The following is a 23,543-nucleotide window of genomic DNA, read 5'->3' on the forward strand; positions in this document are numbered from 1 at the left end:
GTCTTCCTGTCCCGCCGGGTCTCGGCCGCGGCCCTGATCCGCGTCAGTCGTGGGAGAAGCGGAGGGTCGGCAGGATCCTGCCGAGCCAGGCCGGGGTCCACCATGCGGCACGGCCGGTCAGCCGGAGCAGGACGGGCAGCAGGACCAGCCGGACGAGGACGGCGTCGAGCAGCACGGCCAGGCCCAGGACGATGCCCATCTCCTTCGGGGGCAGCGGGCCGGAGAGGGCGAAGGTGAAGAACACGGCGACCATGACGGCGGCGGCCGCGAAGACGACCCGGCCCGAGTGGGTGAGCGAGGCGACCATGGCCGTGCGGGGGTCGCCGCTGCGCTCGTAGTGTTCCTTGGCCGAGGCGAGGAGGAAGACGGTGTAGTCCATCGCGATCGCGAAGATCATGGCGAAGAAGAAGACCGGTGCCCACCCGTCGAGGAAGCCCTGCGGGGTGAAGCCGATCAGTCCTGCCCCGTGCCCGTCCTGGAAGACGAGACGGGCGGCGCCGAAGGCGGCCGTGGTGGCGAGCAGGTTGGTGACGGTGCCGATCAGCGCGACCAGTGGGGCTTGCAGGGCGAGCAGGAGCAGGACGAATCCGAGCGTCAGGATGACTCCGACGACCAGGGGGGTCTTGGCGTTCAGGACGTCCTGCAGGTCGAGGTTCTCGACCGCGGCGCCGCCGACCAGCGTCTGCTGGGGCAGGTGCCCGCGCAGTTCGGCGACGGTCGTCCTCAGGGCGGGGTCCGCGGGGTCGGCGGCCGGGACGGCCTGGAGGAGCGCGAGGTCGGAACCGTCGGCCGCGTTCGTCGCCGGCATCACGGCCGTGATCCCGGGGTTGCTCTTGAGGACCGCGGCGGCGGTCTCGGCCCGGGAGATCGGCGTCACGATCTGGAGGGCGCCGGGAGCCCCGGGGCCGAACGCCTTCTGAACGGCGACGTAGCCCGTCCGCGCGGAGGAGTCCGCGGGGATGACGGTGACGGACGGCATGGCGGTCCGCAGCCCGATCACGGGCACCGCGAGTGCCAGCAGGGCGACGAGAGCCGGGACGCCGTACCGCAGGGGGCGCGCCCACAGACGTTCGGCCCAGCCGGCGAAGCGAGGCGAGCCGGCGGGGTCCGCGGGACGGGTGAACGGCAGGGGCGCCGCGTTGACCCGGAGGCCGAGGCTTCCGAGGACCGCCGGCAACAGCGTCAGGGTCGCGGCCAGGACGAACGCGACCGCGATCATGATGCCCAGCGCCATGGACCGGAACGCGGGTGACGGGACGAGCAGAACCGCGGAAAGGCTGACCAGGACGGTGGCGCCGGACAGCGCGACGGCCTTGCCGGCAGTGTCCATGGTCTCGCCGACGGCGTGTCGGGCGGCGCCGTGTCGGGCGAGCGCCCCACGGAACCGCACGACGATGAACAAGGCGTAGTCGATACCCAGGGCGAGGGCGAACATCATCGCGAAGTTCATCGCCCAGATGGACGTCGGTGTCAGGTGGTTGAGCAGCACCAGCGCACCCGCCGAGGCCGCCAGTCCCGCCATGGTCAGCAGCAGCGGGAGCCCGGCGGCGACCAGCGAGCCGAAGGCCAGCACCAGGATCGCGAGGGTCACCGGCCACGACAGCATCTCCGAGCGCATCATCGCGTCGTGGTTGGCGGCGTTGAAGTCGCTCCACAGGACGGAGGCGCCCGTGGCGCTCACCCGGACACCACCTCCGGACAGCGCCCCGAGCGGACCCTTGAGGTCGTCCGCCGCACGGACCATGGCGTTGGTGTCGGCCTTCGCGCCGGCCAGCACGACCGCGGTGCGCCCGTCGGGGCTGATCGTGGCGCCGGGTTGGGGTGGCACCACCGTGCTGATGCGCGGGTCGGCCCTCAGCAGCGCCATCGCCCGATCGACGACCTGCTGAACGACGGGATCGGCCACCGGCCGGTCGGCGGCGACCACGACCTGGAGAGCCGAGGAGGTGTTGCCGTCGAAGTGCCGCTCGGCGAGCTCACGAACGCGGACCGACTCCGAACCGTTGGCCTGCCAGCCCGCGCCGGCCAGCGCGGACGTCACCTGCGGGGCGAAGGCACCGAGCCCGGCGACCACGACGAGCCAGAGCGCGGCGACCAGCCGCAGGCGGCCGGCAGCCCAGAGACCGAGACGGCCCAGGAGACCCGGCGGGCCGCTCCGTTCGGGATGAAGGCGCTCATCACGCCCGCCCTTCGTCGGGCGGGGAGGGTGGTGCACCGGGTCGTGGTGCAGCGCGTGCGGGTGGTCGGTCGTCGTCATGCGGGGCCTCCGTGGGGGCAGCCGAAAGCGGGTGTGGGCAGGCGTGGTTCTCGGCACGGCGGCGTGCGTTCCCGATGCCCACCGGCGGGCCGTACGTATCGCGCCGGGTCGGTCATGCGACCGATCGGTGCTCTCGCAGGGTCGTCCGAAGCGAGCGAAGCGCGTAGTGGCAGCGGGACTTGACGGTGCCTGGAGGCACGCCGAGGATCTCGGCCGCGGCGTTGATGGAGCGGTCCTCGAAGTAGACCTGTGTGACCACGGCGCGGTGCTGATCGCTCAGGGACGCCAGCGCCGAGCGAACCGACCAGGCCGTCAGGAGCAGGTCGATCTCGTTCGTGGCCGCGCTTTCGTCGAAGAGCGTGTCGGGGGCGTCGAAGCCGACCTCGACGGGCCGGTACCGGCGCGAGCGCAGGTGATCGATGAGCAGGTTCCCGGCCACCCGGTAGAGCCATGGCAGCGCGCTCTGGTGGTCGGACGACAGCACCTCGGGATGGTGCAACGCGCGGAGGAAGGTCTCCTGCGTGAGGTCCTCGGCCAGCTGCGGATCCCCGAAGGTGCGCTTGGCGAGGTAGGAGAGGACCGCGGGGCGGTGCATGGCGCTCAGTCGGCGAAACGCGACCTCGGACATCCGGGCCCGGACGGCCGGGGAGCCGTTCACCCGCGTGGGCCTGTTGTGGGTGAGCGTTCTCATGAAGGTCCTCGCGCGTCGATCAGGGAGTTGTGCCGGTCGTGCCGACGATCGAGGTTTGCATGGCGGAAAAGAGGGAAACATCCGCCAGCCGGGCACGCCTGGGCAGTCGGCCGGTTGGCAGGTGGGGACACGGCCGGGGCGGTCGGGCTTGGCATCGGCTACACCGGCAGCACCCGGCGACTCCCCGGCACAAGCCGTCTGACCTGCGCTTTTGTGTCGACTGGCGGATATCTGGTGCATCCGCGCACTCAGGCCGGGCCGGGCGCGGCGCCGGACTACGCGGCAGGCCTGTCGCCACGGTCGGGTGGGCGGGTGCTCCTCCGGTGAGCGGCACAGCCTGAGGGCGGGGCCGGACGACGCGGTGCGGGGGAAGTGCCGGCGATGAACCGATGGGCCGTGGTGGGCGTGGACCCGTCAGAGCCGAACCGGGCCGTGGCGGACCGGGTGGCCGCCTCGCCCTGGCTTCCCTCGATGGAGGACAAGGGGACTCGGGCGTAGGACAGCCAACGGACTTGGCGAAACGAAGAGGGCGTTCAGGCAGCCTGAGTGAGTCCTGCAAGAGGGCGGTGAGGCAAATCGCTCTCGAAGCCCTGGTTGTTCACTGCCTCTCACACGCCTCTCACGGATTGCGTGTCATGGGGTGGTATCAGGCGTCCTGTGCGGCGGACGTGACAGGCCCTGACCTGCGGGTTCCGGACTGAGTGGACGGACCGTCACGCCCTTCGGCCGCTGGGGGGCAAGGGGTCGCCGGTTCAAATCCTGTCGTCCCGACCGGAGTTCGCTCCAAAGTCGCAGGTCGGAGGCCGTTTTCTCCTTCGCGAGGAAGCGGCCTTCGGCGTGCGTTGGGGCCTACCTCTCACATTCCAGGCGTTGGGCCGCTCGACGACCTGCCGCACGGCTCCGAGGCCGGAGCCGTGCGGCGCGCCTCGGCGGGCGATGCCCGGCTTGATGCCCCGCTTCCACAGGCGGCGGCGGTACTTGTCGAAGTCGTAGCCGCCCTCGGCGAACAGCTGCCGGGTCCGGTGGCGCGGACGGCCGGTCCTGCCGTGAATGTGGGGGATCGCGTCCGGGAGCGGCAGGAGCTGGGTGACGTCGTGGCGGTTGCCGCCGGTCAGCGTGATGGCCAGCGGTGTGCCCCGGACGTCTGTGATCACGTGGTGCTGCGAACCCGGTCGGGCGCGGTCGACCGGGCTCGGTCCCGTTCTGGGCCGCCGCGGCGGGCCTGGCGGTGCGAGCCGTCGATCACCGCAATCCGTGGGTTCAGGGTTTGAGCTCCTGGAGGCGCACCGAACTGGGGCCAGGTCAGATACCTTCTGAACTGGCCTTTTCCAGCGCCCGGAGCCTCTCGGTAACTGCTCGGAAAACTCGGCGGTCCCATCCGCCGCATCCCCGGCCAGCAGGCGAGATTGCGTGGTCGGCGAAGCGGCGCGGCTACTCGGGTGGGAGCCGTTCGGCGCGCGGAGCCTCCGGTGCGGCGAGGTGGGCGCCGGTGCGGGTTCCGGGCAGCAGGCCGAGCCGTACGAGTTCGCCGTAGGGGTCGACGCTGAGGACGTCGGGGACGGGGCGGTCCCCGTCCGTGTGGCGGAGGGTTGCGGCGGTTCGTTCCTTCACGCTGATCGTTCCTTCACGCTGATCGGCTTCTGGGGTGTCGGCGGGACTGGCGGACTGCGTTGTGCCGGGCGGCTGAGCGGATCTCGAACACGATCTGGTCGATGACGGTCCGGATGTCGCCGCGGAAGTAGAAGTGGCCCCCGGTCCGCACTCTGAGGCCGAGGAAGTGGTCGGTGTGCTCGGCCCAGCTGGCGGCCTGGGCCGGACGGGCGAGGCGGTCCGCGGAGCCGCAGAAGGCGGTCAGGGCGACGGGCAGCGGGGCACCGAGCCGGTCCCGCGACCAGGAGGCCACCAGGTCCAGGTCCTGGCGCAGGGGAGGCTCGACGAAGGACCAGAGGGTGTCGTCGGCGAGGAGGCGGGGCTCCAGCCCGCCCCACTCGCTGACCAGCGCCCGCAGTTCCTCGCTGGGCAGGGCGGTCGGGTCGGCCCGGCCGCCGACGTGGTGGGCGGGGCCGGGGTGTGCGGAGACGCCGAGCCACAGCGGCGCAGGCAGGCCGTGGGCGATCAGGGTGCGGGCCAGGTCGTAGCAGACCAGCGCACCCATGCTGTGGCCGAACAGGGCGAGTGGCCGGTCGGGCAGCGAGGAGAGTTCGGCGACGAGCCGGTCGCTCAGCTCCGCGATGGTGCGCACGACCGGTGCTCCGCGGGAACCGCCCCGGCCGGGCAGTCCGACGGCCAAGACGTCCCACTCGGGCGGGAAGTGCCGGGCCCACCGCCGGTACTCCACGTCAGAGCCGCCGGCGTGGTGCACCAGCACGACCCGGTGGGTCGCATCCCGGGGGCCCGGAGCGCGGGTGGTGTCGGCGTGGAGGAGGGTCATACTGGGTCGGCCGACAGTCGTGGCGTGCGCCGGGCGGGGGCCAGCTCCCGGATCCGGCGGGCGATCCGGGGATCGTCGAACCGGCAGGCCAGCGCGATGATCCCGTCCGGACGGACCAGGATGACGCTCGGTTCCCTGGCGCCCAGCGCGGAGTGTGCCGCGCCGGTGGAGTCCGCGGGGTCGGTGGCGGCCTCCCGCCGGGACAGGACGACCGGACGGATCCCGACCGGGCTGGAGGCGGCGTGGTCCCGTACCCGCGCGACCAGTCGCTGGGCCGACGCGAGCCGGCCGGGGTCTCGCCGGTCGGCGGGGAGGACCAGCAGGAGCAGGTCGTCGGGCGACAGCAGGTCCCGCAGCCACCCGCCTTCGAAGCGAACGTCGGGCAGGCGCATGCCGGGCCGCAGCGAGCCGATGCCGGGCCCGTCGCTTGGGTAGGCGTTGCTCAACTGGGCGAACCTGGCGGGCATGTAGCGGTTGAGCAGCCCGGTGCGCTGGGCTGCCGCGAGGGCGAGGTCGCGGACGGTGGCCCGCCGGCCGGTCAGCATCCACATCCGGGTCTGCCGGTCGGTGTCGGCGACCACGATGCCGGCCATGTGGCGCCGCTCGGCGGCCCATTCCTCCAGCACCTCGTCGGAATGGATGCCTCGTTGCACCTGGGCGAGCCGCCAGCCGAGCCCGTGGGCGTCCTCGATGCCGGTGTTGAGCCCCTGGGCGCCGACCGGGCTGTTGACGTGGGCCGCGTCGCCGAGGATCAGCACCCTGCCGACCTTGAAGGAGCCAGCCAGTCGCCGCTGGACCCGGAAGTCCCCGGTCCGCTGCTTTCCGAGCAACTGGAGCGGCACCGGGCAGCGTTCGGCGGCGGCCGCCTGGACGAAGGCGACCGGGTCGTCGATCTTCATGTCCGCGGCCGCACTGGCGACGACCCGGTAGTCGCCTCCGGGCAGCCCCAGGACGGTCAGGACGCCGGTGGCGGTCATGAAGTGGTGGGCCTCGTCGTGGGCCAGCGAGGTGGCGCAGGCTCCGTCGGTGAGTACGAACTTCTGCTCGTACGGCGCGCCCTCGAAGCTGACCCCGATGAGTTCGCGGACCTTGCTGTGCGCCCCGTCGCAGCCCACCAGCCAATCGGCCCGGGCGATGTCGGCCTGGTCTGATCCCCGGGATACCAGCGTCGCCTCGACCATGTCGCCGATATCTTTCAGGTCGGCCAATTCGATGCCGAACTCGATTCGCCCGCCCAGTTCCGCAAACCGTTCCCGCAGCACCTTCTCGGTTTCCTGTTGCGGGATTGAAACCGGCGAGGTGAAACGGGACCCGGCCAGCCGTTCGAAGTCGACCCTGGCCTTGCGGCTTCCGCCGGAGTAGTAGACCTGGCCGTGGACGGGCATCGACCGGCCGGTCAGGGCCGCTCCGGCCCCGAGCCGGTCGAGCACCTCAAGGGCGCGCGGCCAGAGCACGAGCGCGCGGGAGTGCGGGTGCGGACGTTCGGCGCGGTCGACCACGCGCACCGGGACGCCGCGGGAAAGCAGTTCGACGGCGAGGGTCAGACCGGTCGGGCCGGCGCCGATGACGAGAACGCCGCCGGATGAATCAGACATCATGAATCCTTTCGGGAAAACTTCTATGAATGCAGGGCGCGTCGGCCTTCAAACGCAGAGCTTTCGTGAGCTTCCTTACACGGGGCCCATGCCGTGCTGGATGGCTGGTTTTCGATCAGCTGTGATGCGTCAGATGGATGAGAGGCTGGAGGGTTGATCGGCGGGTTATGATGATGGAAAGGCAGGCTTTGGGATTGTAAATATTCCCCACGGGAGGATTGTCTGTGCTTTCAACGGTGGAAAGCCCTATCCGCATCCTCGTTGCCGACGATCACACACTGTTACGCGAGGTGCTGTGTGAGGTCCTCGCGGCGCAGTCCGACTTCGATGTGATCGCCCAGGCGGGGGACGGGTCCGACGCAGTCGCGCTGAGCGCCAGGATCAAGCCGGACATCGCGCTGTTGGACATCGAGATGCCCGGCAGTAAACCGCTGCTCACCGTGCGCCGGCTGCGTGAGGCCTCACCCCGGACGCAGGTGATCATCCTCAGCATGTACGCGGACCCGAGACTCATCCAGGAACTGCTCGAACTGGGCATCCGCGGCTACCTGCACAAGACCATCAGCCGGCACGATCTGGCCGCCGCCATCAGGAGCGTCTGGCAGGACCGCGACCGGGTGATCCTCTCCGTGGCGAGGGACAGCATCCAGCTCGCCCCGGCCGTCGGCGACGCCGAGCTGCTGTCGACCCGCGAGCAGGAGGTCCTGGCCCTGGTCGCGGACGCCATGAGCAACCGTCAGATCGCGGCCCAGCTGTCGATCGCCGAGGGCACCGTCAAGCTCCACCTGCGCAACGTCTTCCGCAAGCTCGACGCGGTCTCCCGGATCGACGCGGTGAACAAGGCCGTCGAGGCCTCGCTGATCAGCCGACCGGAGCCGGTGCGCGCACCACGACACATCCCGCATTTCCGTCGGAGCCGACCGCGGTGACGAGCCCGACCCGGCCGGCCGACTCCGGCCTCGCCTGCCAATCGCCCAGCAGGGCGGCCAGTTGCAGGGACCCGGCCGCGCTGTAGCACTCGCCGATCGCTTCTCCGGCGCGCAGGAGCCGTTCGGGCACCCGCCCCAGCGCCGCGGTCACGGCGCGCTCCTCGATGCGCCGCAGTCCGCGTCGGCCGCCGGCACCCATGGAGACGAGGTCGACCTCCTCGGGATGAACGCCACTGCGCCCCATGGCCCGCTCTATCACCCCGGCCAGGCCCTCGGCCTGGCGGCCCCGATGGACTTCGCCCCCCAGATACGCGACCTCGCAGGCGAGCAACCAGGCGAGTGCCGGGGCGGTCGGTCGACCGTCCCCGGCAGGGGCCGCGGCTCCGCCGTCCGGGTCCGTCTCCTGGGGGCCGGAGACGGCGAACACCGCGCATCCCTCGCCCAGCCCCGCCTCGGGCGCCAGATCGCCCGCGAGGTGCCAGGCCCAGGCCGATTGCGGTCCGAGTTCCTCTACGCCGCCGACCAGCAGGCGTGGGGACTGCCGCCCGACCAGGGCGTTGCGTGCGTAGCGGAGGGCGAGCAGGCTGGACAGCTGGCCGCCTGCGAGGGTCGCGTTCACGCCGTGCAGGCCGTAGCGGATCGCGATCTGGCCGGCGCAGCAGTTCATGACCGTGTTCGGGAACGAGCCGGCGTCCACCAGGTACGGACGGTCGTGGACCAGGGTGTCCCGGCAGAACTCCGCAGTGCTGCGGATGCTTCCGGTGCTGGTGCCCATGACCACGCCAGTGGCCGGATCCGAGGTCTGCTCGCCCGTGCCGTCCAAGGCCAACTTGCAGGCCAGCAAGCCGAGTTTGGTGGTCCGGTCCAGGTGACGCAGCCCTTTTCGGCCGAGGTGCTCGGTGAAGTCCACCGGCGGCACGGGCATCATCGGGCCGGCCGGGTAGTCACCCGGCTGCGGGTCGGCCGGCGGCGAGTCGGCGAGCGGCTTCCCAGCGATCGCGTCTCCGAGCGCCGCGAGGCCGAGCCCGGCCGCCGACACCACGCCGGCGCCGGTGATCGCGAGGGGCTCGACCGTCCCCCGAGTATGGGTCTTCGGCATTACGTCAACCTCCCCAGAATCGTGATGGCGTTGTTCCCGCCGAAGGCGAAGCCGTGGTTCTGCACCACGTCGAGCCGGGCCGGCCGGGCCTGCCCCGGGACGCAGTCGAGCCCTGGGCCCAGCGCGGGGTCGACGGTCTGCACGTTGGCCGTCGGGGGGAGGAAGTCGCCCTCCAGAGCCTTGCAGCAGACCAGCGCGCCGAAACCACTGGCGGCTCCCATGGTGTGGCCGATCATTGACTTGATCGAACTGATCGGTGGCAGCCGGTCCCCGAACACCTCGCGGACCGCCCGTACCTCGGTGGCGTCGTTGGTGGGGGTGCCGGTGCCGTGCGCGCAGATGTAGTCGACCTGGTCGGGCTCGATCCCCGCGTTCCGGTGTGCCTGCCGGATGCAGTTCGCGATGCTGGTCGGGTCCGGGTGCACCATGTGTGCGGCGTCGCAGTTCACGGCGTATCCGAGGACCTCCGCGTAGATCCGCGCGCCGCGCTGGACCGCGTACTCCAGCGGTTCGAGGAGCAGCGAGACCCCGCCCTCGGCCGTTATGATGCCGGCCCGGTCGACGTCGAACGGCTGACAGGTGCTCTCGGCCAGGGCGCCCAGCCGGTAGAAGCCGGCGTGGGTGTAGCGGTTCACCGATTCGGCGCCGCCCGCCAGCATGTAGTCCGCCTCGCCGGTGCGGACCAGGTCGTAGGCGTAGCCCAGCGCGTAGTTGCTCGCGGAGCAGGCGGTGGGGATGGTCTGCGCGTCCCCGGTGAGCTGCAGCTCGTGGTTGACGGCGTTGGCGATCCGGCTCGCCGGGGCCTGGGCGATCAGGGCGGGGTCGAGCCCCTGGAGGCCGTGGGCCACCCACTGCTCGGTGAGCTGCTGGACGACGGTCGACTCCCCGCTCGTCGTTCCCATCACCGAGCCGGCGGCCGAGCGGGACAGCTCGCCCGGGTCCAGGCCCGAGTCCTGGACGGCCAGCCGGGCCGCGGCCGCAGCCAGCAGGCTGCTGCGGCCCCAGCGCTCGGGGCGGATCCGCTCCAGGACCGCGGACGGCTCGAAGTCCTTCACCTCGCCGGCGTTGGTGTACGGAAATCCGGCGGCGTCGAAGCTGGTGATCGGTGAGACGCCGCTGCGGGCGGCGCGGATCCCGTTGCTGAAGGCGTCGGCGCCGATGCCGAGGCTGCTGACCGCGCCCAGGCCGGTGATGACGACCCGTCGGTGCGTGAACTCAGGCACCGGTCGATCCCCCGTCGATGTACTGGGCGACGACCTCCTCGAGGGCGTCCAGGCTGACCATCGCCGTCATCTGGCTCTGCGGGATGGAGACCGCCAGCTCCCGCTCGATGCGGGAGAAGACCTGGATGAGGGAGAGCGAATCGGCCTCCAGGTCCTCGATGAAGAGCGCGCTTCCGCTCAGCTCGGCGGTCTCCAGGTCCAGTTCCTCGGCGACGATCCGGCGGATCACTTCCTGTTGGTCGGTGGTGAGCTCGGTGCTGTTCGGGGCCATGGTACGAACTCCTTCCGGGTTTGCGGACGTCAGGCACGCTAGGCGGGGTCGATCCGCTTCGGTCGCCGCCTATCACCAAGAGGAGTGCCGGATATAACCAAAGTGATAGATGCACCTGGCTCTTGGGCCGATCGCCCAGGTGAAGGGGCACGGCGGTGGCCCATCCTGCGGCTATGACGTCGAATCAACTGAGCGACACCGCGCCGGAGGCAATCGGCGAAGTCAGCTTCGGTCGAACCGTGGAGCGGCAGTTGGTACACCGCACCGCGCTCGCCGAGGTCTTCGTGACGGACATGAGGCCGGTCGGTGGCGACCGATACCTGGCCGGCGCACAACTGCCGCTGGCGCACTCCTACTACAGCGATCACCCGGCCGCCGCGCCCTTCGATCTCCTGCTGCTGCTCGAAGCGTCCCGCCAGGCCGCCGTCTACGGGGCGCACCGTTTCCTCGAAGTGCCGGTCCGGACCGCGTTCCTGGTCAATACCCTGGCGATCGAACTGGACGGCCCCACGGCGGCGCTCCGCGGCCGGCTACCCGGAGAGCTGCACATCAGCGTCGGCTACCCGGAGGTCTCGCGGAAGAGCGACCGGATCCGGAGCATCGCCGTGGACCAGCGGCTCTACCTGGACGGGTCCCCGGCCGGTTCGGCGACCATGGCCGTCAGCGCCCTCACCGCCCGGGAGCACGACGCCCTGCGCTACCTGCAGCGGCGCGCCCCCCCGCCCTCCACCTCGGACGCCGGACCGGCCCCTGCGGGGACGGCGGTGGTGCCGGAACGCGTGGGACGGGGACGGGCGGACAACGTGGTCCTGGCCGATCCGGGGTGGGCAAGAGGCATGCTCCGCGCCGTCGTAGCCCCGCGCTTCGACAACCGCAGCCTGTTCGACCACGCCTACGACCACATTCCGGCGATGGTGCTGCTGGAAGCCGCCCGGCAGCTCGCGCTGCTGGCCTTCGCCGAGGGCGCCGGCCAGTCGGCAGGCCGCGTCGCGGTGGTGGGTGCCACCGCCGTGTTCCTGCGGTTCACCGAGCTGGACGAGCCGGTGACGGCGGCCGTACCCGCGGCCCTCTCGGAGGGCCCGGCCGGTCGGTGGACGATCCCGGTGACGTTCACCCAGGGGGACGTGACCGTCGCGAAGACGACGGTGACCCTGGCCACCGCCAACCCCGTCGAGGAGGACTGACATGGCGATCCGCGCGGTCTGGACCGACTTCGGGGGTGTGCTGACCCCACCGATCGAGGCGACCATGGCGGCGTTCTGCCGTCCGATGGGCTTGGAACCGGAGCTGCTCCGGCGGGCCATGTACGAGGTGGCGGCGCGGTACGGCACCGATGTGATGGCCCCGCTGGACACGCCCATCGTTTCGGAGTCGGAGTGGTCCCGGCAGGTGGAGGAGGTACTGCGGACCGAGCACGGCACCATGGTCGACCTCTCCGACTTCGCCGCCAAGTGGTTCACCGACCGCCAGGTCAACGAACCGTGGCTGGCGCGGCTTGCCGAGCTCCGCGATGCCGGGTACCGGATCGGCGTGCTGTCCAACATGGTGCCCAGTTGGGACGAGCACTGGCGGCGGATGGTCCCGGCCGAGCTGTTCGACGAGATCGTGCTCTCCTTCCAGGTCGGGCACCGCAAGCCGGAGCCCGGGATCTTCCGACTGGCTGCCGAACGCCTCGGGTTGAGGCCCGAGGAGTGCCTCCTGGTCGACGATCTGGGCGTCAACTGCACGGGCGCCCGGGCCGCGGGCTGGCACGCCGTGCACTTCACCGGTACGGCCGAGGCCCTGGCCCGGCTGGCCGGCTTCACCGGTGCCGGCGGCGAGACGCCGGCGGATCAGTTGGCGTCCGCCCAGGAGGGGAAGCGATGAGTCGTTCCGTACTGGTCACCGGTGGCAATCGGGGAATCGGGCTGGAGGTCGCCCGTACTTTCGCGGAGGCCGGTGACAAGGTCGCGGTCACCTACCGGTCCGGGGAGCCGCCGACCGGCCTGTTCGGCGTCCGGTGCGACGTCACCGACCCGCAGTCGGTCGATCGGGCCTTCGCCGAGGTGGAGGCCGAGCAGGGACCGGTGGAGGTGCTGGTGGCCAACGCCGGGGCCACCCGGGACATGCTGATGCTCGGGATGTCCGAGGAGGACTTCGCGGCCGTCATCGAGACCAACCTGATGGGGGCGTTCCGGGTGGCCCGTAGGGCGGCCGTCCGGATGGCCACGGCACGGTGGGGCAGGGTGCTCCTGGTGTCCTCCACGGTCGGGATGGCGGGCTCGCCCGGCCAGACCAACTACGCCGCCTCCAAGTCCGCCCTGATCGGCCTGGCCCGGTCGATGTGCTGGGAGCTCGGCCGGCGCAACATCACGGTCAACGTGGTGGCACCCGGGCTGATCGAGACCGACATGATCGCCCACCTCACGCCGGAGCGCCGCGCCGAGCTGGTGTCCGGGACGGCGTTGCGCCGCCCTGGTACCGCGGCCGAGGTGGCCGCCGTGGTCCGCTTCCTGGCCAGTGAGGAGGCGAGTTTCGTCACCGGCGCGGTCGTCCCGGTCGGCGGCGGCCACGGGATGGGGCACTGATCCGCGCTCCACGATCCACGACGAGGGGCACCCGTCGGGCCATCGGCCCGACGGGTGCCCCTCGCGTTCCCCGGCCAGGGCGGCTACCGGCCCGCGGGCTCGGCGGCCGGCGCCTCCGTCGGCTCGTCCGCCTCCGACGGCTTGCCGGAGGCCGTCGGCTCGTCCGTGCGGCGTTCGGCGAGCAGGAACCACACCGCGATCGTGGCGACGGCGCAGAGGCCGACCACCACCCAGAGGATGGTGTGCATCGCGCCGGTGTAACCGTTGGCCAGCAGGTCCGTGAACGCACCCCGGTCGGCGGCGGGCACCTGGGCGGCCGGCCCGGTGAGGTCGCCGCTCGCGACGCTGTCGGCCAGGTTGCCGGCGCTGCTCGGGGTCTTCCCCGCGAAGGCGTCGATGCCGTCCGCGAGCCGGCCCTTGACCAGCGAGACCAGCACACCGCCCATGGCGGCGATCGCCACCGCCTCGCCCGCCAGCCGCATGGTGTTGAACATGCCCGCGGCCATGCCCGCCCGGGCCGGTTCCACGGCGGAGACGGCGGCGCCGTCCATCAGACCGGAGGACAGGCCCTGACCCACCCCGATGGTCAGCAGCGGGCCGGCCAGGGCGAGCGGCCCGATGCCGGGGTGGATGATCGTCAGCCAGGCCACCCCCAGGGTGGTGACCAGCAGGCTGACTGTCAGCAGCACCCGGCTGGACAGGCCGCGTTGGAGCATCCGGGAGGCCAGCAGCGGAACGACCAGGACGGGCCCGGTGAGCAGCAGCATGGTCAGGCCGGCGTCGCCGCTCGACAGGCTGTCGGCGCCGATCAGATACGAGGGCACCAGCACCACCAGGCCGACGAAGCCGAAGGAGAAGATCACCGGGAGCAGGCACAGGGCCACGAACCGGGGACTGGTGAGGAGGCCGAGGTCGAACATCGGCTGGGCCTGTCGGCGCTCGGCCAGCACGAAGGCCGTCATCAGGACCACGAAGAGGACGACGAGCGCGATCATCTCCGGCCCGGTCCAGCCGAGTTGGGATCCCTCGGCGGCCGCGATGGTCAGCACCGACAGGGCCGAGGTGAACAGCACCGTGCCGGTCCAGTCGACCTTGCCGCCTTGCGGGTTGCGGGACTCCGGGATGATCCGGGCGAGCAGCAGCACCACGGCCGCGATGGCGAGCTGGGTCAGGAAGATGCCGCGCCAGCCCATGACGGAGATCAGCCAGCCGGAGGTGGTCGGTCCGAGGGCCAGGCCGGCCCCGATGACCACACCGGTCACGGCGAACGCCTGGTTGCGCGCGGTGCCGTCGAAGGTGCTCGCCAGGACCGCGGTGCCGGCGGTGAGGATCGCGGCCGAACCGATGCCGGCCACCGCGCGCGCGGCGTCGAGCAGGTAGATGTCGCCGGCTAGTGAGCAGGTGAGCGAACCGGCGGCGAAGAGGGCGGTGCCGATCACGAACATCCTGCGCCGGCCGATGATGTCGGCCAGCGACCCGGCGGCCAGCATGAAGCTGGCCGCCGTCACGTTGTAGGCGTTGACCGCCCATTGCAGCGGGACGATGTCGGCGTCCAGCGACCGGCCGATCGCGGGCAGGGCCAGCGAGGTGCCGCTCAGCGACACCGGGACCATCAGGACGGCGAGACAGATCGCGAGCAGGACCAGTCGTTCCCGGGGCTGCGTGGTGCCGCCCGGTGGTGAAGAGCTCATGGTGGGTCGACTCCCTGGCGTGAGGGGCGGGTGGACGGAGCGGTCTGAGGAGGGGGCCTTCCGGGCCCGCGCCGGGGCGGGCCCGGAAGGTTTCACCGGGCGCGGGGGTCGCCCGGAGCTCGGTGGGCCGGTCAGCGGCGCGGGAGCGTCCGCAGGAACTCGGCCAGGGTGCGCAGGAAGAGGTTCTGCTCGGGGACGGCGTACAGCAGGTCCTGGTGCGTCAGTTCCAGGTCGGTGTAGGTGGTGACCGCGGGAATCGCGGTGCTCGCCGCCAACTGCTCCGCGGCGGCGGCCACCGTGCCGTTGGTGAGGCTGCTGCCGAAGGCGTACAGCGGGATGTCGATGGCCTCGACGTGGTGAAGGCGCAGGCCGAGTTCCCGGGTGACGTCGTTGTCCGCGAAGGCGTTGCCGGCCACGTAGTCGAGCATCACGCGGTTCAGGGTGTACCAGATGAAGGCCCCGGACGGACCCTCGGCGTGGGCTTCGGCGATCCGGGCGAGCGGCGTCGGGCCGTCGTCGATCCAGTCCCCGTCCTGACCGAGCCGTCCCGAGTGCACGGCGTACCCGGGGTGGCCGACGGCGGCATCGACGAGCTTGCCGAAGAGGCCGGCGTTGGTCAGCGGACCGTCCGTCGCGTAGGCCGCCGGGAGCCCGCCGGTGAGCAGGGCCGGACCGTGCGGGTCGGTGAGGGCGCAGCGGGCGGCCAGGTGGTAGAGGATGGCGGCGTCCTCCGGGCGGTCGCCCGCCCGGACGGCCAGGCTCGTCGCGTTCTCGAACACGGAGCCGTCGGCGATGACGTTCCGCCAGCCGACGGCGTCCTGAGCGGTCAGCGAGAACTCCATTCCCGCGCCCTTGAAGGCGTCCCGGACGCCGCCGTCGATCTGCACCAGCCCGGACAGGCCGATGTAGCCCGGGGTCCCGTCGAAGTCCCAGGCGGCATAGTGGGCGACGGCGGCGCCGCCGACCGAGTGGCCGCCGAGGACGACGTCGCGGCGCCCGTCGTCGGCCGCCGCCTTGACCACCTGCCGGACGTCCCGGAGCAGTACGTCGAGCCCCCAGGAGCCGGCGAACGGTGCGCCGGAACCCTCCACGTTGGTGTACTTCCCGCCGAGGTAGTAGCCGATGGCGGTGTTCAGGTCGGCCTGGTAGTCCCGGAGGTCGGCGAGGTTCTGCTCTCGCCGGTCCACCGCCCAGACCTGGAGTCCCGGTACGGTGCGGGCGAGTTCACGGGCCAGGACGCGGAATCCGCCGGCCGCGCCCTCCCGGCCGCCGAGCAGGACCAGCACCCTGGTCGCCTCGGCCGGGCCGACCTTCAGCACCTTGACGTGCTGCAGCTCGTCGGGCCCGGCGGCGGGTGCGCCGGCGATCGTCTCGACCGTCTCCAGCCAGCCGTCTTCGCCCGCCGGGCGGCCGGTCGAACGGTGCGGTGCGTCGTGGGATGTGGACATGGCACTCCGAATCTCGCGCTGTCGGGTCCGGCCTGGCTGCTCCGGCCGGGCATCCACCAGCGTTCCGTCGGGCGCTCGCCACAACCAGTGCTCAACTCTGCCTAGGCATCGTGTTACCAGGCTGGTCCTCGTGGTCGCACTCGCACGGCGGCAGCGGGATCGAGAGGTCGATCACCGTTCCCACGTCCGGGACGCTGGCGAGCCGCATTCGGCCGCAGAGCAGCTCGGTCCGTTCGTGCATCGACGCCAGCCCGTGCGAACGGCCCTGTGCGAGGGCGGTGGCGACATCGAACCCCACGCCCTCGTCCTCGATCACCACCCGGGCGCGGTGGGGCGTGACGTCCAGCCGGACGGTCGCCCTGGTGGCGTGGGAGTGGGCGAAGATGTTCCGCAGCCCCTCACGGATGATCACGAAGATCTGTTCGCGGTGCTCGCCGGGCAGCCAGCACTCGTTCCCGGTGACCCGGATGTCGACCATGTCGCCGTTCTGGACCGAGGCCAGGAAGGTCTGGAGACCGCTCGCCACCGTGCCCGGAGGATTGAACATCCGCAGTTCGGCGATGGTGCTGTGCATGGCGCAGAGCGCTTCCAACAGCACCGCCCGGGCCTGGTCGAACCGATCGGCGGCGACCGTCGGCGCGTTGTCGCGGTAGATCTCGTACAGTTCGAAGCCCCGCAGGGCGGCGCTCACGCTGTTGCTGATGTGGTCGTGGATCTCGCGGGCGAGCCGGCGCCGTTCGGCGAGGTGGCCGTCCTTGAACCGGCGGTAGAGGAAGGCGTCGTAGCCCGTCATCATGGCCTCGGCTCGCTGGTTGACGCTCCGGTTCAGCACGTGGGCCAGGGTTCCGAGCAGGTCCTCGGAGTCCGGGTGCCCGTCCAGCGCCTTGGTGATCTCCGCCATGATCACGTCGAAGAGCAGCGAACTCGCCCGCAGGGCCTCGATGGGGTGCAGATGGCGCACCGCCCGCCCCGCGTTGATCAGTTCCAGGGGGTCGGACGCCACCCGGTCCGGGACGGGCACTCCCCGGGCGAGCGTTGCCACGCAGACGCTGATCACCTGGCCGGCCTGACGCTCCAGCTCCTGCCAGGTATCCTCCTGGCTGTCCAGCACGCTGCCGATCTCCCATAGACCGGCCCGGTACGCCTGCAGGATGTCGGCCCTACGGCTGTCCAGGTATTCGGCCGCCGACGTGACGGCGGCGCCAGTGCTCCTCGGCATCTCCATAACCCCCATGCGTCACATGCCGCTTCATGCATGTACCTGACGGACAGTCGGCTTCCGTCGGGCACAGTCCGGACCAGCATGCCCCAGGGCCGGTTCCGCAGCCTGGTCAAAATTGGGCCAGGCTGGGCGCGGGGAGCCGGGCGATACTCGATCACATGAACCTGAGCGCCGAACTCAGCGAGTTCCTGCGGACCCGACGCGCGCGCCTGCGGCCCGAGGAGGTCGGCGTGGTGCCGGTCCCCGGAGTCCGTCGGGTCGCCGGACTGCGTCGGGAGGAGCTGGCCCAACTGGCCGGAATAAGCGTCGACTACTACACCCGGGTCGAGCAGGGCCGGATCCGCCGGGTCTCGGACAGCGTGATCGAGTCACTGGCCGGCGCACTGCGGTTGGACCAGCACGAGCAGGAGCACTTCCGGAACCTCGCGCAGCCCCCCCGCCAGGCGTCGCGGGAACCGGGGCAGCAGCGTGTCCGGCCGGGGCTGCGGATCATGCTCGACGCGCTGACCGACGTCCCCGCCTACATCGTCGGGCGCCGGCTGGACGTCCTCGCGTGGAACGAGATGGCCCGGGCGCTGGTCGCGGACTTCCCGGCGCTGACCCCGAAGGAGCGCAACCTGGCCCGCCTGGTGTTCCTGGACGAGCGCGCCCGGGAGATCTATCCGGAGTGGGAGCACATCGCCAGGAACGTGGTGGGCAACCTCCGGCTGGAGGTCGGGCGCCACTTCGACGACATCCGGCTGGCCGGACTGGTCGGCGACCTGTCGCTCCGGAGCCCGGAGTTCCGCAGCTGGTGGGCGGGGCACGACGTCAAGTCCAGGACGTTCGGCACCAAGACCTTCAGGCACCCCGAAGTCGGGCTGGTCAGGCTTCACTTCAGCACGTTCCAGCTGGCGGAGGACCCGGAGCAGAAGCTCATCGCGTACGCCGCCGAGGCGGGCTCCGACGCGGCCACCGCGCTGCGGCTGCTGGCCAGTTGGAACGCCACCCTGGCACCCAGGCCGGTCTCCGCCGCGGACCCCGCCGACGCCATCGACCGCTCGTGACGCCCCAAGGACGTAAATCGTGATCATCACTGTGTTCGGCGCGACCGGCCGGACCGGCTCCCGGGTCGTCTCCCTGCTGCTCGACGCGGGTCACCGGGTTCGTGCGGTCTCGCGCGACCGCAAGCGCACCGGGACCGGAGGGCAGCAAGGGCCGGCCCCGGTCCTCGGTGACCTGACCGCGGGGACCACCGCCCTGGCCGAGCTCCTGACCGGCAGCGAGGCCGTGGTGAACTGCGCCGGGGTGTCCAGCCCCCGCTCGCGCGACCTCCTCAGGGTGGACCGAGACGGAGCGATCGCCGCTGTGGAGGCCGCCCGGATCACCGGCGTCCGCCGTTACGTCCAGGTCTCCGCCATGCCGGCGGACCGCGCCGACCAGGCACCGCTGGGCTTCCGCTCCTACTTGCGCGCCAAGCACGAGGCCGACCTCGTGCTCGCTCGCTCCGGCCTGGAGTGGACGGTGTTGCGCCCGGGCGGCCTCACCGACCGCAGCGGCGACGGGTGCATCGCCCTCGCCCCCGCGCTGTCCGACGGAAGCATCCCCCGCGACGACCTCGCTGCTGTCGTGGTGGCCGCCCTCGCCCACGAGGCCGCCCGGAACCGCGCCCTCGACGTCACCTCCGGTACCCTGCCGGTCGAGCAGGCCCTGGCCGGCCTGGCCGCGGGTTGACGGTGCGAGAGAGGCCCCCGAGAGTCATCGGACCCGTCGAACCAGGGCGCGAGCTCGCGGACCCGCTGGGATAGGAGCTTCCAGTCGTCGACCACGCCTTCCAAGCGGATACGCGGGATCCCGCAGAGTGAGACCCATTCGGAACGGTAGTAGGGCCCGATGACGGACATCAGCGGGACGAGCGCCGAGGCCTATCAGTGGTGATGCCGGGCAGGTCATCACCCTGCTGCCGTGCTTGCACAACTGGAGCCCTGACCGTGTGGTGGCCCAGAGCATCCGCTCCAACGGGGTCTCGTACTCCGCCCGGGCGACCCGGAGGCCGTCCGGGCCGGCCGTGACGAGCAGCCGCGAGCCGCGATCGGTGAACGGCCGTTCGGCGCGGTCCAGTTCGTCGAGGTCCGGGGTGACCGTCAACGCCCTCCGAGGCCCCAGGGGGCCAAGCCGCAGAACGGGATCCAGGCGAAGGCGCAGGCCGCCGTGGCACCGGTGAGCAGGGTGGCCGCGACGGTGGCGGCCGCGATGTACCTGCTGTTCCAGTAGACCCGCCCGATCGGCACCTTGTCGAGGACGCCCGGGTAGTTCTGCGGGCACCACGGCGCGGGCCGCGTTCGGCGGGCCCGGCCGCCCGGGCTGGCTGTTCGCGGACAAAATTCCTTGCCGGGAGGCCGCTTCCTGTCGTAGCGTCAATTCCGATCTTCATCCGTACCAGCAACCCGGCCGTCCTGAGGTGCTCCGCGAGGACCCCGACGGCCGGGAACCCCGCGCGAAGGGCCGACCGCATTGCCTCACGGATCGTTTTCGACGGGCGAATCCCGCACTGTCGAGCCGCTGTTCCCGTACGGATGGACCGACGAGATCGCCGACCTCTTCGCGCCGCACGGCGAGGCCGGTTCGGTCCTGGGCCGGATCGTGCGGGTGGACCGGGGGCGTTGCGATGTCGTCGTCGCCGACGGGGAGTCGGTGGCCGTGGTGCACGCGGACACCGGTCCGGTCGCCGACCCGGACCCGACGCGGATGCCGTGCACGGGCGACTGGGCGGCGCTGTCGGTCAGTGCGGCGGGCACGTACGTGCAGGCCCTCCTGCCGCGGCGGACCGCGGTCATCCGCTCCAGCGCCTCGCAGCGCTCGGAGGGACAGCTGCTCGCGGCGAACGTCGACACGGTCGCCGTCGCCGTGTCCCTGGCCGTCGAACCTGACCTGGGCCGGATCGAGCGTTTCCTCGCCCTCGCCTGGGAGAGCGGCGCGCAGCCGCTGGTGGTGCTGACGAAGGCCGACGTCGCGGAGGACGCGGACCGGGTCAGGGAGGAGATCGAGCAGGTCGCGCCGGGGGTGGACGTCCTCGTCGTGAGCGCCGCGACCGGTGAGGGCATGGACGTGCTCGCGGCCTGCCTGAACGGCACCAGCGTCCTGGTCGGACAGTCCGGTGCCGGCAAGTCCACCATCAGCAACGCGCTGCTCGGCCGCGCGGCGATGGAGGTCCAGCAGACCAGGGGCGACGGCAAGGGTCGGCACACGACCACGACGCGCGAACTGCTGCCCCTGCCGGGCGGCGGAGTGCTGATCGACACCCCCGGTCTTCGCGGCGTCGGCATGTACGACGCGGCCGACGGTCTTCAGCAGGTGTTCTCGGAGATCGACGCCCTCGCCGACGACTGCCGGTTCCGGGACTGCGAGCACGTCTCCGAGCCCGGGTGTGCCGTGCTGGAGGCCGTCGAGGACGGGGTGCTGTTGCAGCGGCGGCTCGACAGCTACCGCAAGCTGCTCCGCGAGAACCGGTGGATCGCCGCCCGCTCGGACGCCCGCCTGCGGCAGGAGCAGCTCAAGAACCTGAAGCAGCAGGGCAAGGAGGGCTGGGCGAACATGATGGCCAAGCGGGGCTGACCGCTACGCCCGTTCCGCCGTGCTGCGCACCACGAGGCTGAGGAAGCCGAAGCAGTCGCGGTACTCGGTGAGCCATTCGGCGCGGCGGGCGGTGGCCAGCGCCAACGCCTCGTCACTGTCCGGGGCGTCGGGGTGGTCCAGTGCCCACGCGGTGAGGTCGCCGGTCCAGCACCACTCGTACTCGTCCAGCTCCGCGCGGGTGCTGACATGGCCGTACACGGGAGCCCAGCCGCGGCCCACCACGTGATCGACGGTGGTGGCCAGATCGTGGTACTCGCCGAAGATCTCGCGCGCGACCGGACCGGGAGGCCGCTCCCAGAACGCGTCCCCGATCAACACCCGTCCGCCGGGGGCGAGATGGCGGCGGATTGCGTCGAGCGCCGGCCGCACGCCGCCGAAGGCGTAGGCGGAGCCGACACACAGCACGGTGTCGAACGGCTCGGGCGAGACGAATCCGGCGGCACCCTGGCGGTGCAGCACGAGGCGGTCCGACACGCCCGTCTCCTCCGCGACCTGGCGGGCCCGGGTGAGGGCGGGCCGGGAGATGTCGACACCTTCCGCGGTGACGCCCGGGTTGGCGGCCAGCAGCGGCAGCAGCCACGCGGCCTCGCCGCAGCCGAGGTCGAGCACCCGCTCGTCGCCGCGCGGGGCGGCCTCGCGCAGCAGCCGGCGTACCGACTCCTCGCCGACGGGGTTGGAGACCGGGTGGCTGGTGTGCGTCAACTCGTAGATCCGTTGGGATCGCATCCGATGGGCTCCCATCTGCGGGCACTCCGGGGAACCGCCTCGGCTCGCGTCGGGCGAGGCGGCTCCCCGGGGCGTGAACGACCGGGTCAGACCAGCGCGCGGCCGTGGGCGGTGTACCGCCGGCCCTCCGCGCGGCGCAGGTCGGCAAGCACGTTGATCCGGCGCAGCCAGCGGTCGGTGCCGTCGTACCGGGCGCGGAACGGCCGACGGCCGTGCACCGACCGCTTGTTGTCGACGATCAGGAGGTCGCCTGGGCCGAGGACGATGTCCCGAAGCTTCGCGTCGAAGCCCGCGATGACGGCGTCCAGGGCGGCCACCGCCTCCTCGTCGAGGTCCTTGGGCATGAACGCGGGGTCGATCCGCACGAACGGAGCCGCCGGGTCACCGGACAGCACCGCGGCGCGGCGCGGGCTCTCGTTCATCTCGGCGATCTTCCGGAACGCCTCCTCGATCCAGCTGCCCTCGTCCATGCCGGTGGTCTCGCTGTTGAAGGAGGCCGTGTGCGACTCGTCCGGCAGGATGACGAACCGCTCCTGGAACAGCAGCTCCCGGGTGCGGTCGTCGAGTTCGAGGTCCTGCACGGGCGCGAAGGTGGTCGGCACGCGGTCGTGGTTGCGCAGTCCGATCAGCATGATCCAGTCGGCCCGCAGCGGGTGGAACGCGTCCTCGTTGTGCCACTCCAGGTTGGTGGTCGAGCTGGAGCCGAGCTGCTGGTACTCGTGGCCCTTGATCGGGAAGACGTCGAGGACCATGCGACCGCGCTGCTGCGTGAGGTAAGAGACGGGATCCCCCAGCAGCGAGCCGAGCAGGAGCAGCAGCGCGGTGGCCCGGTCCGCCTCCCGGCTGTCCGGCTCGGCGGTGTAGCTGGTCGGCGTCGGGCCGGCGAGGGCCTCGTCGATCGGGAGGTTGGACAGGACGAAGCCGCCGTAGGGCCGGCCGGTCAGCCGGAAGTCGACCAGCTGCGCGCGGATCCGAGCGGGGACGTCGTGGGCGGCGAGTGCCAGCTGGTCGAGGCGGTGGTCGAGGGGGAGGCCCCGGGGATCGTCGAGCAGGCTGTCCGCGAGATCCTTGAGTGCCGCGCGCTCCTCGGAGGTCAGCTCCAGGCAGGGAGCTCCGTCGTCGGCACGCAGCGGAAGCTCGCCCGCGGAGCGGTGGGTCGGGAGGTCCATCGGATACTCTTCTCGTTCTTCGGGTGGAGTGGTCAGTGGCGTGGGGAGGCCTCAGTGACCTGGTGTCCGGCGGCTCGCAGCGTCTCGACGGCCCGGGGCAGCCGATCGCGCGGAACGAGGATCAGATCCGCGTCGTAGGTGGAGGCGACGAAGACAGACACGCCGTCCGCCGCCAGGGGCGCGAGGAGTGCGGCGAGCATGCCCGGCACGTCCAGGCCGTGCGCGGTGTCACCGCTGTACAGGGCCACCCACGACTCCCGCGGCTCTTCGCTCCGGTGCTCCCCCGCCCTGCGCACCACGGTGAGGCCCTCGGGCCCGCGGACCGCTGACAGCCAGTCGCCGGCCGGCGGTCGGTCCTCGTCGAGGAGGTCGATCAGGTACGAGCCGGGGAGCACCCGGAGGCGTTGCGGAAGCATGGCTGCCTTTCTGTCGCACGTGCGGATCCGGCGGTGCCTGGCGGGGCGGCATCGTGCCTGCGCCACGGGCGCGGCCGACCGGACGTCATGCAGCGGGGTGGGATCCGCGCGGTGCGCGGTACCGGTGCCCGCACCAACGGGCCACCGCTCGGACGGAGGCTGTGGCGCGGTCCTCAGCCGGAAAGCGGCGGAG

At 71.6% G+C, this 23,543-nt stretch carries 22 protein-coding genes and 2 pseudogenes; 7 read left to right on the top strand and 17 right to left on the bottom strand.

Going from position 1 to position 23,543, the window contains the following annotated elements; all coding sequences use genetic code 11:
• Positions 1 to 43: 43 nt before the first annotated feature.
• The 6 genes and pseudogenes from ABZW30_RS31470 to ABZW30_RS31495 all read right to left on the bottom strand — a co-directional run bounded on the left by ABZW30_RS31470 (position 44) and on the right by ABZW30_RS31495 (position 6,974).
• Positions 44 to 2,257, bottom strand: coding sequence for an MMPL family transporter (locus tag ABZW30_RS31470; RefSeq protein ID WP_355674620.1), 2,214 nt, complete (start codon positions 2,255 to 2,257; stop codon positions 44 to 46).
• Positions 2,258 to 2,369: 112 nt separating this feature from the next.
• Positions 2,370 to 2,948 carry a sigma-70 family RNA polymerase sigma factor gene (locus ABZW30_RS31475; protein WP_355674621.1) on the bottom strand — a complete coding sequence of 193 codons (579 nt, stop codon included), beginning with the start codon at positions 2,946 to 2,948 and terminating at the stop codon, positions 2,370 to 2,372.
• An 863-nt stretch (positions 2,949 to 3,811) separates the two neighbouring features.
• Positions 3,812 to 4,191: pseudogene (locus ABZW30_RS31480) on the bottom strand (transposase); the annotation flags it as partial.
• Between the two features lie 188 nt (positions 4,192 to 4,379).
• On the bottom strand, positions 4,380 to 4,559 hold the full coding sequence (locus tag ABZW30_RS31485) for a hypothetical protein (RefSeq protein ID WP_355674622.1): 180 nt from the start codon (positions 4,557 to 4,559) through the stop codon (positions 4,380 to 4,382).
• Between the two features lie 13 nt (positions 4,560 to 4,572).
• Positions 4,573 to 5,379 carry an alpha/beta fold hydrolase gene (locus tag ABZW30_RS31490; RefSeq protein WP_355674623.1) on the bottom strand — a complete coding sequence of 269 codons (807 nt, stop codon included), beginning with the start codon at positions 5,377 to 5,379 and terminating at the stop codon, positions 4,573 to 4,575.
• The gene (locus tag ABZW30_RS31495) at positions 5,376 to 6,974 is read right to left on the bottom strand and encodes an FAD-dependent monooxygenase (protein ID WP_355674624.1); all 1,599 of its coding nucleotides are present in this window, start codon (positions 6,972 to 6,974) and stop codon (positions 5,376 to 5,378) included. Before ABZW30_RS31495 ends, ABZW30_RS31490 begins: the two co-directional genes overlap by 4 nt.
• Positions 6,975 to 7,210: 236 nt before the next feature.
• Between ABZW30_RS31495 and ABZW30_RS31500 the strand changes: the two genes are divergently transcribed.
• A complete protein-coding gene (locus ABZW30_RS31500) occupies positions 7,211 to 7,903 on the top strand; it encodes a response regulator transcription factor (protein WP_355674625.1) in 693 nt (230 codons plus the stop codon).
• Here the strand turns inward: ABZW30_RS31500 and ABZW30_RS31505 are convergent.
• From ABZW30_RS31505 to ABZW30_RS31515, 3 genes are read right to left on the bottom strand one after another with little or no spacing between them, the layout of a single operon-like run.
• Positions 7,836 to 9,002, bottom strand: coding sequence for a beta-ketoacyl synthase N-terminal-like domain-containing protein (locus ABZW30_RS31505; RefSeq protein WP_355674626.1), 1,167 nt, complete (start codon positions 9,000 to 9,002; stop codon positions 7,836 to 7,838). The two genes, ABZW30_RS31500 and ABZW30_RS31505, sit on opposite strands and share 68 nt — an antisense overlap.
• Positions 9,002 to 10,225 (bottom strand): beta-ketoacyl-[acyl-carrier-protein] synthase family protein, encoded by a 1,224-nt coding sequence (locus tag ABZW30_RS31510; RefSeq protein ID WP_355674627.1) that lies wholly within the window; start codon positions 10,223 to 10,225, stop codon positions 9,002 to 9,004. Before ABZW30_RS31510 ends, ABZW30_RS31505 begins: the two co-directional genes overlap by 1 nt.
• Complete coding sequence (locus ABZW30_RS31515) at positions 10,218 to 10,496, bottom strand: phosphopantetheine-binding protein (protein ID WP_355674628.1); 279 nt, start codon at positions 10,494 to 10,496, stop codon at positions 10,218 to 10,220. The genes ABZW30_RS31510 and ABZW30_RS31515 overlap by 8 nt, the downstream gene beginning before the upstream one ends.
• Before the next feature lie 173 nt (positions 10,497 to 10,669).
• Between ABZW30_RS31515 and ABZW30_RS31520 the strand changes: the two genes are divergently transcribed.
• Genes ABZW30_RS31520 through ABZW30_RS31530 form a run of 3 tightly spaced genes read left to right on the top strand, consistent with a single transcriptional unit; the run spans position 10,670 to position 13,063 of the window.
• On the top strand, positions 10,670 to 11,680 hold the full coding sequence (locus ABZW30_RS31520) for a ScbA/BarX family gamma-butyrolactone biosynthesis protein (protein ID WP_355674629.1): 1,011 nt from the start codon (positions 10,670 to 10,672) through the stop codon (positions 11,678 to 11,680).
• A 1-nt stretch (position 11,681) separates the two neighbouring features.
• The gene (locus ABZW30_RS31525; protein WP_355674630.1) at positions 11,682 to 12,362 is read left to right on the top strand and encodes an HAD family phosphatase; all 681 of its coding nucleotides are present in this window, start codon (positions 11,682 to 11,684) and stop codon (positions 12,360 to 12,362) included.
• Positions 12,359 to 13,063 (top strand): SDR family oxidoreductase, encoded by a 705-nt coding sequence (locus tag ABZW30_RS31530; protein ID WP_355674631.1) that lies wholly within the window; start codon positions 12,359 to 12,361, stop codon positions 13,061 to 13,063. The genes ABZW30_RS31525 and ABZW30_RS31530 overlap by 4 nt, the downstream gene beginning before the upstream one ends.
• An 83-nt stretch (positions 13,064 to 13,146) precedes the next feature.
• Here ABZW30_RS31530 and ABZW30_RS31535 read toward each other — a convergent pair whose 3' ends face one another.
• The 3 genes from ABZW30_RS31535 to ABZW30_RS31545 all read right to left on the bottom strand — a co-directional run bounded on the left by ABZW30_RS31535 (position 13,147) and on the right by ABZW30_RS31545 (position 17,421).
• Complete coding sequence (locus tag ABZW30_RS31535) at positions 13,147 to 14,754, bottom strand: MFS transporter (RefSeq protein ID WP_355674632.1); 1,608 nt, start codon at positions 14,752 to 14,754, stop codon at positions 13,147 to 13,149.
• Positions 14,755 to 14,885: 131 nt separating this feature from the next.
• On the bottom strand, positions 14,886 to 16,202 hold the full coding sequence (locus ABZW30_RS31540) for an alpha/beta hydrolase (protein WP_355674633.1): 1,317 nt from the start codon (positions 16,200 to 16,202) through the stop codon (positions 14,886 to 14,888).
• Positions 16,203 to 16,293: 91 nt separating this feature from the next.
• On the bottom strand, positions 16,294 to 17,421 hold the full coding sequence (locus tag ABZW30_RS31545) for a histidine kinase (RefSeq protein ID WP_355674634.1): 1,128 nt from the start codon (positions 17,419 to 17,421) through the stop codon (positions 16,294 to 16,296).
• Positions 17,422 to 17,582: 161 nt separating this feature from the next.
• Here ABZW30_RS31545 and ABZW30_RS31550 point away from each other — a divergent pair, with 161 nt between their 5' ends.
• Positions 17,583 to 18,470, top strand: coding sequence for a helix-turn-helix transcriptional regulator (locus ABZW30_RS31550; protein ID WP_355674635.1), 888 nt, complete (start codon positions 17,583 to 17,585; stop codon positions 18,468 to 18,470).
• A 19-nt stretch (positions 18,471 to 18,489) separates the two neighbouring features.
• Positions 18,490 to 19,137: an SDR family oxidoreductase gene (locus ABZW30_RS31555; protein WP_355674636.1), complete on the top strand. Its 648-nt coding sequence runs from the start codon at positions 18,490 to 18,492 to the stop codon at positions 19,135 to 19,137.
• 53 nt (positions 19,138 to 19,190) lie between these two features.
• On the opposite strand, the pseudogene ABZW30_RS31560 reads toward ABZW30_RS31555, so the two are convergent.
• Together ABZW30_RS31560 and ABZW30_RS31565 are read right to left on the bottom strand one after the other, a co-directional pair.
• A pseudogene (locus ABZW30_RS31560) lies at positions 19,191 to 19,307 on the bottom strand (DUF4419 domain-containing protein); the annotation flags it as partial.
• A gap of 240 nt (positions 19,308 to 19,547) precedes the next feature.
• Entirely contained in the window at positions 19,548 to 19,694 is a 147-nt protein-coding gene (locus ABZW30_RS31565; RefSeq protein WP_355674637.1) for a hypothetical protein, read from the bottom strand.
• A gap of 223 nt (positions 19,695 to 19,917) precedes the next feature.
• On the opposite strand from ABZW30_RS31565, the gene rsgA reads away from it, so the two are divergent.
• A complete protein-coding gene (gene rsgA, locus ABZW30_RS31570) occupies positions 19,918 to 21,018 on the top strand; it encodes a ribosome small subunit-dependent GTPase A (protein ID WP_355674638.1) in 1,101 nt (366 codons plus the stop codon).
• A gap of 3 nt (positions 21,019 to 21,021) precedes the next feature.
• Here rsgA and ABZW30_RS31575 read toward each other — a convergent pair whose 3' ends face one another.
• From ABZW30_RS31575 to ABZW30_RS31585, 3 genes are all read right to left on the bottom strand, one after another.
• Positions 21,022 to 21,765: a class I SAM-dependent methyltransferase gene (locus tag ABZW30_RS31575; RefSeq protein ID WP_355674639.1), complete on the bottom strand. Its 744-nt coding sequence runs from the start codon at positions 21,763 to 21,765 to the stop codon at positions 21,022 to 21,024.
• 86 nt (positions 21,766 to 21,851) lie between these two features.
• Positions 21,852 to 22,934, bottom strand: coding sequence for a guanitoxin biosynthesis L-enduracididine beta-hydroxylase GntD (gene gntD / locus ABZW30_RS31580; RefSeq protein WP_355674640.1), 1,083 nt, complete (start codon positions 22,932 to 22,934; stop codon positions 21,852 to 21,854).
• 32 nt (positions 22,935 to 22,966) lie between these two features.
• The gene (locus tag ABZW30_RS31585) at positions 22,967 to 23,350 is read right to left on the bottom strand and encodes an ACT domain-containing protein (RefSeq protein ID WP_355674641.1); all 384 of its coding nucleotides are present in this window, start codon (positions 23,348 to 23,350) and stop codon (positions 22,967 to 22,969) included.
• Between the last annotated feature and the right edge of the window lie 193 nt (positions 23,351 to 23,543).

It is taken from the genome of Kitasatospora sp. NPDC004669 (assembly GCF_040609455.1).
Lineage (GTDB): Bacteria > Actinomycetota > Actinomycetes > Streptomycetales > Streptomycetaceae > Kitasatospora.